This window comes from Parasphingorhabdus sp., from assembly GCF_041748495.1.
Taxonomy (GTDB): domain Bacteria; phylum Pseudomonadota; class Alphaproteobacteria; order Sphingomonadales; family Sphingomonadaceae; genus Parasphingorhabdus.
On the sequence record NZ_JBGTDD010000024.1, the window covers coordinates 1 to 6,546 of the forward strand.

A 6,546-nucleotide genomic window follows, 5' to 3' on the forward strand; every position below is an offset into this window, starting at 1 on the left:
GGTGAGACGGCAATGGGAGATTTCATCATCACCCTGAACCAATATCTGGCGCATGGTCAGCCGCTCTATATGGGTCTCTATGCGGCGGGCATTGTCTTCTTCTGTTTCTTCTACACCGCTGTGGTGTTCAATCCGGAAGAAACCGCCGAGAATCTGAAGAAAAATGGCGGGTTCATTCCCGGCATTCGTCCCGGCAAGAATACCGCCGACTATCTCGATTATGTGCTGACCCGGATTACCGTGGTCGGCGCGGCCTATCTCGCCTTTGTCTGCGTCTTGCCGGAATATGTCATGGCCCAGACCAGCCTGCCGATCTTCTTCCTGGGCGGGACCAGCCTGTTGATCGTCGTCAACGTGACGGTCGATACGGTGACTCAGATCCAAAGCCATTTGCTGGCTCTGCAATATGGCGATTTGCTGAAGAAGGCGAAGCTCAAGGGCGGACGCCGCAAACGCTAATTCTCGAACAGGCTGGTTCAACAGCCTGACATTCCATCTTCACGGGGGTAATCGTATGGACATCATCTTGTTGGGACCACCGGGTGCCGGGAAGGGTACTCAGGCGGGCCGTCTTGAAGATGAGCATGGCATGGTCCAGCTGTCGACCGGTGATATGCTTCGGGTCGCGGTAAAGGCCGGAACCGAGGTCGGTCTGAAAGCCAAGGCCTTGATGGACGCAGGCGCACTGGTGCCGGACGACGTCGTCTCCGGCATCATCGGCGACAGGCTGGACGAGCTGGGACCCGATCAGGGCGTTATCTTTGACGGCTATCCGAGGACTGCCGCGCAGGCAGAGTCCCTGGACGAGATATTGGCCACCAGAAATCGCCTCCTTTCCTATGTGATCGAGCTTGTCGTCGACGAAGACGCGCTGGTCGAACGGATTACGGGCCGGTTCACCTGCGGCAAGTGCGGCGCGGGCTATCACGACACATTCAAGCAGCCCGCCGTGGCAGGCGTCTGCGATGTCTGCGGCTCGACCGAATTCAAGCGCCGTCCGGATGACAATGAAGAAACCGTCCGCACAAGGATGCAGGAATATCGCGCCAAGACCGCGCCGATCCTGCCGATTTACGAAGCGCGCGGCATCGTGCGCAAGGTTGACGGCATGGGCAGCATGACAGAGGTGCATGACGCGATAGAGGCGGTCTTGTCGCTCTGAACGCAATTCACGGGAGATAGGGTCATGGTCAGGTTGGCATTTCAAGCAATATTGGGATTAGCAACGCTGGGCAGCATGACCGCCGCCCAAGCGGAAGTGACCAACACCGCCGCAAACGGCTTTACCGTGCAGCACGAAACCGTAATCGCCGCTGAGGCAGAGGCGGTCTGGAAAGCGATGATCGCACCGTCCCGCTACTGGAATGGCGAACACAGCTGGTCCGGCAATGCAGAAAATTTCTATCTGGTGCCACAGGCTGGCGGCTGCTTTTGCGAGCTGATCCGGACGGCGTCGGACGACAATATAAAATCTTCGGATGGCAGCGTTCAGCATATGCGTGTGATCTACGCGCACAACAACAAGATGCTCCGCATGTCCGGTGCATTGGGACCGCTGCAAAGTGAAGCGGTGACCGGCACGCTGACGATGCAGCTGCAGCCGCAAGCCCAGTCCACCAAGGTTCGCTTTGTCTATAAAGTGGGCGGCTATATGGAATTTCCCGTGGATCAGATCGCTCCGGCGGTGGACGGTGTGATCGGCGAGCAACTCGCCCGTCTGTCCGCTTTATTTGGCGCGCCGGAAGCGGCGGATGACGGTGCCCGGGACGAGCCCGCCGATCCAGAAGACGGTGGCGAAAACAGCGTCGCCGAAGACGGCGATCCGGGCTGATTTCCCACTCGCTGTCAGCGCTTTACCAAAGCCATTGAATGGGACTATGAAGGTTGCATACCCGTTGCCGACTCGAGGAGGTCGACAGCGATAATCGGGTCGCGCTGATATATAATCTTGGGGGTATATAATGGCCGTTTCCGATCACGTAGATTTTCCGACATTCATGGAAGGCGTCAAGAAGCGCAATCCGGGGCAACCTGAATTTGTTCAGGCGGTGCAGGAAGTCGCGATGGATATTTTTGATTTCATCGAAGATAAAGAAGCCTATCACACAGCACAGATCTTGCGGCGGATCGCCGAACCCGACCGGGTCGTGTCCTTCCGGGTCTGCTGGGAAGACGACAATCATAATGTCCGCGTCCAGCGCGGCTTTCGCATCCAGAATAACAACGCCATCGGCCCGTACAAGGGCGGAATCCGTTTCCACCCGAGCGTCACCGAAAGCGTGCTTAAATTTCTCGCCTTCGAACAGACGTTCAAGAACTCGCTGACCGGGCTGCCGATGGGCGGCGGCAAGGGTGGGGCCAATTTCAACCCCAAGGGCAAGTCGGATGCCGAGGTCATGCGCTTTTGCCAGTCGTTCATGACCGAACTGTATCGCCATATCGGCCCGGACACCGATGTCCCGGCCGGTGATATCGGCGTGGGTGGTCGCGAGATTGGCTATATGTTCGGCCAGTACAAGCGGATCACCAACCGCTGGGAAGGCGTGCTGACCGGCAAGGGGCTGGAATATGGCGGATCGCAGATGCGTCCGGAAGCCACCGGCTATGGTGCGGTCTATTTCATGGAGAATATGCTCAAGCACAAGAAGGATTCGATTGAAGGCAAGACCGCCGTCATTTCCGGCTCCGGCAATGTCGCTACCCATGCAGCGGAGCAGATTGTCACGCAGGGGGGCAAGGTGCTGACGCTGTCGGACAGCGGCGGCTTCATCCATGATCCCGATGGCCTCGACCAGGAGAAGATCGACTGGGTCAAGCATCACAAGACGCACACGCGCGGCCGGATCAGCGAATATGCGGATCATTTTACCGGCGCTACCTATCACGACGGCAGCCGTCCCTGGACGGTGCCCTGTGATCTGGCCTTGCCCTGCGCGACCCAGAATGAACTCAATGAGGAGGAAGCGAAGGAACTGGTCGCCAACGGCGTCATCGCCGTGTCGGAAGGCGCGAATATGCCGACGACTCTGGAAGGGGTGCATGTTTTCCATGACGCGAAGATCATGTACGGCCCGGGCAAGGCGGCCAATGCCGGCGGCGTGGCGGTTTCCGGTCTCGAGATGAGCCAGAATGCGGAACGGATCAGCTGGAACCACCAACGGCTCGGCGAGATGCTCACCGAACTGATGGAAGGCATCCACGGCAAATGTGTGGAATATGGCGACCAGGGCGATGGCTATGTCGACTATGTGAAGGGCGCCAATATCGCCGGCTTCAAGAAGGTCGCGGATGCGATGCTGGCCTACGGGGTTGTCTAGACTATAATTATCTTGCGCAAAAAAGTGCCATCGGCCAGATGTTCGGTCGATGGCACAATCAAAAATCCCGAAGGTTAAAGGGCTCGCTTCGAAGCTCAGGCAGCCGTGCGAAATCGGCTGGTGCGAACTGATTGATTTGCCCGATTTCGGCGTCAGCAATCTGCACGCCAAGGTTGATACCGGGGCAGCGACATCGTCCCTGCACGCCACCCGGATCAAGCCGTTCAACAAAGACGGCCAGTCATTTGTCCAGTTTGTGATACCGATGGGTTCCGGCGTAGCCGACTATCATTGCGAAGCGCCGATCTATGGCCAGCGGCGGATCCGGAGTAGCAATGGTGTCATGGAAAATCGTTATGTGATAGAGACTGTCATGAAACTCGGGCCGCTGGAATGGGTTGGACATATGACGCTTGCCAATCGGCAATCGATGATATTTCCGGTCCTCATCGGGCGCCGGGCGCTGAAACGGGGTTTTCTCGTCAACAGCGCCAAGCGCTGGATGCTGGGTCGGCACCAAGAAAGATAATATATGAAAATCGCAATGCTTGCCCGGAATCCGAATCTCTATTCGCACAAACGCCTGGTCGAGGCAGCCGAGGCGCGCGGTCACACGCTCGACATATTGAACACCACCCGCTGCACCGTGAATATCGCCAGCCACCGGCCGACGATCACCTATAATGGTGATACGTTGGAAGGCTATGACGCGGTCATCCCGCGCATCGGCGCGTCGATCACCAACTACGGCACCGCGGTACTCCGGCAGTTTGAAATGGCTGGCGTCTGGCCGCTCAACGAAAGCGTGGCGATTGGCCGGAGCCGCGACAAGCTGCGGTCGATGCAGATATTCGCCAAATACGGCCTGGGACTGCCGCTTACCGCCTATGCCAATGATCCCAAGCAGGCGGAAGAGATCATACGGGCCGTGAATGGGCCGCCGGTGGTCATCAAGCTGCTGGAAGGGACACAGGGGATCGGTGTGGTGCTCGCCGAGACGATGTCGAGCGCCAAGTCGGTGATCGAGGCCTTTCGCGGTGCCAATGTCAATATTCTGGTTCAGGAATTTATCAAGGAAGCCGGCGGTACGGATATCCGCGCACTGGTCGTGGGCGGCAAGGTGATTGCCGCAATGAAGCGCACCGGTGCACCGGACGAGTTCCGCTCCAACCTGCATCGCGGCGGCAGCGCCCAGATCGTCAAGATCACGCCCGAGGAGCGGTCAACCGCCTTGCGCGCGGCCAAGCATATGGGACTGAATGTGTGCGGCGTCGACATGCTGCGCTCCAATCACGGCCCGGTGATCATGGAAGTGAACAGTTCGCCGGGTCTCGAAGGCATCGAAAATGCCACCGGCAAGGATGTGGCTGGCCAGATCATCGAATTTATCGAGAAAAATGCCAAGCCCGGAAAGACGAAGACCAAGGGTCATGGTTAGCAACATAGTTATTTGGCATTGATGAAATCGTGGATTAAACTCTCCGTATGCCCGCTATTTTACCTGCCTTAAAAAGAATATTATTCGTATCGGCACTGTTTTTGACAGGGGCGGTATTTGGTCCGCTATTATTTGCAGCACTTGCCGCTTTCAGTCCCGAGCAGGGGCCATTTGGCGAATCCATTGAAGCAGAAAAGTTAGTCGGTGCCTATCGCGATGAGTTACCCGAGCAGATTCTGTGGCTCACAATCATGCCACCAAACTTAGAAAAACAATGTGGCTATGAAACGGATTCCGTATTTGACCCTAGCCTCCCGCGTGATCAGCGTGAAACCCACATGTTAGATTATGCTGCTTATCTAACATTATCGAGATGGCGGAATGAACATGCTGACTATGAATGGATTTCCCGAATAACGGAAAAGATCGACTCTAGCTTTTCGGACTATCACAAATCATTCTTGAGAAGATGTATTGAGAGCACCTTATTCAAACCACATTGTATGGCCGTGGTAGAGGAATTCGGCAATAAGATCGGACGCTTCCCGGAGAGGGACGGGCCTGAATCTGCGAATGGACCGATTCTGGATCGGGTCGTTTGCAATTTTGTGGATGGAGTGGCGGCAAGAAAAGGGATTGAGCTACAGACTGCGGATCGGTCAGAATAACTAAATCACTTCATCCTCATCAAGCAGCTGGTTGCTGGTGATCGCGCCCTCGATCTGTTCCAGCCGCTCGCCCACCGTATCAAAGATCCGCACTTCCGCAATGTGGAGCAGCGCGTCGCCCTGATTGACCACCGGCAGGTTGCTGTGACCGATGACAATGCCGTCGACCGGGGAGATGATCGCTTCTTCGCCATCGCCAAAAATATCGCTGATACAGGCCACGGTGTCGCCCTTGTGGACCTTGGTGCCGGACGGCGCCAGCAGGCGACAGATCCCGCCCTTGGTCGAGCGTAGCCAGGCGGTACGGGTTGCCTGGGCGGGCGGCGCGCCGCGCTTGCCGAGCCGCTTGGTATCGATCATCTCCAGCTTCTTGAGCACCCGCAGGATACCGTTGACTCCGGTGAGCACGGAAAATTCGTCGAAGCGCAGCGCCTCTCCGGCCTCCATCAGCAGCATGTCGACGCCCGCTTCCCGGGCCAGCGCGCGCAGTGATCCGGGGCGCAATTCCGCTTCCAGAACCACCGGCGGCCCGAATTCGAGAGCCAGTTCCTTGAGCTCGGCATTGCCGGAGGCGATCCGGATCTGCGGCAGATTATAGCGGTGCTGCGCGGCGCTGTGGATATCGATGCCCAGCGAACAATGATCGATGATCTCGGTCGAGAAGATATTGGCGAGCTGCGATGCCAGCGAGCCTTTTTCGGTCCCGGGAAAGGAGCGGTTGAGGTCGCGGCGGTCGGGCAGATAGCGGCTGTGGGTGATGAAACCGAACATGTTGACCACCGGTACGAATATCACCGTTCCGGCCATGCGGGCCGGATGGATTTTCTTCATCAGCCGGCGAATGATCTCGGTGCCGATGATTTCATCGCCATGGATGGCCGCGCTGATGAAAATCGTCGGTCCGGTCCGCCTGCCGTGAAACACGCGCACGACCATATTGGCCTGCATTCCGGCAGAAAGATCGCTGATCGGAATGGCGATATCGCCGATTTTGCCCGGAGCAACCATCTGCCCGCCGATTTCGAACAGATCATGCTTGCTTCTATTGGTCATGTCAGTCCCCCAACCGGCTTGTTCTATGGCGCAGAAATGCTGAAAATCGCAAGCCAAATCATGCAGCAGT

The 6,546-nt window shown here is 57.2% G+C and carries 8 protein-coding genes; 7 read left to right on the forward strand and 1 reads right to left on the reverse strand.

Going from position 1 to position 6,546, the window contains the following annotated elements; translation table 11 throughout:
• The 7 genes from ACEW8J_RS01890 to ACEW8J_RS01920 all read left to right on the forward strand — a co-directional run.
• Positions 1–459 (forward strand): preprotein translocase subunit SecY (locus ACEW8J_RS01890; protein WP_373489934.1); only part of this gene is annotated, 459 nt, incomplete at its 5' end.
• A gap of 55 nt (positions 460–514) precedes the next feature.
• Positions 515–1,162, forward strand: coding sequence for an adenylate kinase (locus ACEW8J_RS01895; RefSeq protein ID WP_373489935.1), 648 nt, complete (start codon positions 515–517; stop codon positions 1,160–1,162).
• A gap of 24 nt (positions 1,163–1,186) precedes the next feature.
• Positions 1,187–1,831: an SRPBCC domain-containing protein gene (locus tag ACEW8J_RS01900; protein ID WP_373489936.1), complete on the forward strand. Its 645-nt coding sequence runs from the start codon at positions 1,187–1,189 to the stop codon at positions 1,829–1,831.
• Between the two features lie 130 nt (positions 1,832–1,961).
• On the forward strand, positions 1,962–3,317 hold the full coding sequence (gene gdhA, locus ACEW8J_RS01905) for an NADP-specific glutamate dehydrogenase (RefSeq protein ID WP_373489937.1): 1,356 nt from the start codon (positions 1,962–1,964) through the stop codon (positions 3,315–3,317).
• Positions 3,318–3,366: 49 nt separating this feature from the next.
• Complete coding sequence (locus ACEW8J_RS01910) at positions 3,367–3,846, forward strand: ATP-dependent zinc protease (protein WP_373489938.1); 480 nt, start codon at positions 3,367–3,369, stop codon at positions 3,844–3,846.
• A 3-nt stretch (positions 3,847–3,849) separates the two neighbouring features.
• The gene (gene rimK / locus ACEW8J_RS01915) at positions 3,850–4,755 is read left to right on the forward strand and encodes a 30S ribosomal protein S6--L-glutamate ligase (protein WP_373489939.1); all 906 of its coding nucleotides are present in this window, start codon (positions 3,850–3,852) and stop codon (positions 4,753–4,755) included.
• A 47-nt stretch (positions 4,756–4,802) separates the two neighbouring features.
• Complete coding sequence (locus ACEW8J_RS01920; RefSeq protein ID WP_373489940.1) at positions 4,803–5,423, forward strand: hypothetical protein; 621 nt, start codon at positions 4,803–4,805, stop codon at positions 5,421–5,423.
• Here the strand turns inward: ACEW8J_RS01920 and ACEW8J_RS01925 are convergent, their stop codons facing one another.
• The gene (locus ACEW8J_RS01925; RefSeq protein WP_373489941.1) at positions 5,424–6,476 is read right to left on the reverse strand and encodes a succinylglutamate desuccinylase/aspartoacylase family protein; all 1,053 of its coding nucleotides are present in this window, start codon (positions 6,474–6,476) and stop codon (positions 5,424–5,426) included.
• Between the last annotated feature and the right edge of the window lie 70 nt (positions 6,477–6,546).

Excerpts from the sequence above, each read along its gene's own strand:
- ACEW8J_RS01920 (WP_373489940.1), top strand. The coding sequence starts at position 4,803 with ATGCCCGCTATTTTACCTGCCTTAAAAAGAATATTATTCGTATCGGCA.
- ACEW8J_RS01895 (WP_373489935.1), top strand. The coding sequence starts at position 515 with ATGGACATCATCTTGTTGGGACCACCGGGTGCCGGGAAGGGTACTCAG.
- ACEW8J_RS01910 (WP_373489938.1), top strand. The coding sequence starts at position 3,367 with ATGGCACAATCAAAAATCCCGAAGGTTAAAGGGCTCGCTTCGAAGCTC.
- ACEW8J_RS01900 (WP_373489936.1), top strand. The coding sequence starts at position 1,187 with ATGGTCAGGTTGGCATTTCAAGCAATATTGGGATTAGCAACGCTGGGC.
- ACEW8J_RS01925 (WP_373489941.1), bottom strand. The coding sequence starts at position 6,476 with ATGACCAATAGAAGCAAGCATGATCTGTTCGAAATCGGCGGGCAGATG.
- gdhA (WP_373489937.1), top strand. The coding sequence starts at position 1,962 with ATGGCCGTTTCCGATCACGTAGATTTTCCGACATTCATGGAAGGCGTC.
- rimK (WP_373489939.1), top strand. The coding sequence starts at position 3,850 with ATGAAAATCGCAATGCTTGCCCGGAATCCGAATCTCTATTCGCACAAA.